We start from the raw sequence: 1000 nt of genomic DNA, 5'->3' as shown, positions 1-1000 counted from the left end.
TGCATTGCGGTTGCATCAATGTGCCTGCACAAAATTTCGCATTCCTTTTTCTTCCCGTCTTCCCGGCACCCCCTTGCTCATTTCCTCGGTAAACGCCCGTTCGCCCCGGTAAGTGCCGCCCGGTTTCCATTTGCCCGGGCTATTTTTGTGTGGTAAAACAGATCGGGTATTTCGATACCCTCCAACACAAAAAATCAAATCATCATGCAACTATCCATCCTGTTCCTCGCTGCCACCATCCTCGCTTTTGTAGTAAACAGGATGTGGATGAGCCCGAAGTCTTCTCCCAATAAAGGCCTGGGCGCCCTGGCAGATTAAGCCATCCCTCCCGGTTAATTTATTTGCGTATCCATGTTTCGTTGATGGTGTGGCGCACCATCACGTATTCTTTATTGTACCAGTAAAAGAACACCACGCAATTGTTTTTTCCATCAATGATCATTTCGTACTCGTTGCCGGCATCGCTTTTTACCTTCATGGTGTAGGAGTTGGCGTTTTCGTCGTATTTATATTCCAGTATATCGTAGTGCGAAGAGATGGTGGGGGTGGTGTGCTCAAACATCGAGAGCTTCTTGTCGAACTCAAGCGTAGTGGCACCCTTATCGGTGCTGGTAACATTCCATTTTTCATTTTTAGCGTCCCATATACCATCCTGCCTGTAGTTGGTGGTGATGGAAAGTTGTGCCAATACGGCGTTGGAAAATACCATGAGGGCGAGTGCAAAGATCAGCTTCTTCATAATAGTAGTATTAGGTTAGGGCAGGGGTTGCTGCCTGAGTTTGGTAATGATGTAAAAGTAACAGCCGCAGGCAAAATATGCCATACCCTGCGGACGGTATTTATTTTTTGCGGCGAAGACGGTTTGCCGGGAAGACGGGAAGAAAAATGATTTGTATGGCTTGTTACTATTTTTACTCCCTGTAATTTGGCTTTTCTTCCCGTCTTCCCGGCACCTCCTTTTCGCCGCAGGTCTGGGCACCAGGTGGTGGCATTGCGGTGC

The 1000-nt window shown here is 47.8% G+C and carries 2 protein-coding genes; both read right to left on the bottom strand.

The genetic code is table 11. From position 1 onward, the window contains the following. Positions 1–337: 337 nt before the first annotated feature. The gene (locus EGI32_RS11410; RefSeq protein ID WP_255155485.1) at positions 338–739 is read right to left on the bottom strand and encodes a hypothetical protein; all 402 of its coding nucleotides are present in this window, start codon (positions 737–739) and stop codon (positions 338–340) included. Between the two features lie 15 nt (positions 740–754). Further along, positions 755–1000 (bottom strand): hypothetical protein (locus EGI32_RS11405; RefSeq protein ID WP_255155484.1); only part of this gene is annotated, 246 nt, incomplete at its 5' end.

Origin of the sequence: Ferruginibacter sp. HRS2-29, assembly GCF_024343615.1 — a bacterium.
Taxonomy (GTDB): Bacteria; Bacteroidota; Bacteroidia; order Chitinophagales; family Chitinophagaceae; genus Ferruginibacter.
Note: the sequence above shows the minus strand (reverse complement) of the source record. Positions and strands in the feature narration are given on the sequence as shown.

Bases quoted from the DNA above. Each gene is read 5' to 3' on its own strand.
- EGI32_RS11410 (WP_255155485.1), bottom strand. From the start codon at position 739: ATGAAGAAGCTGATCTTTGCACTCGCCCTCATGGTATTTTCCAACGCC.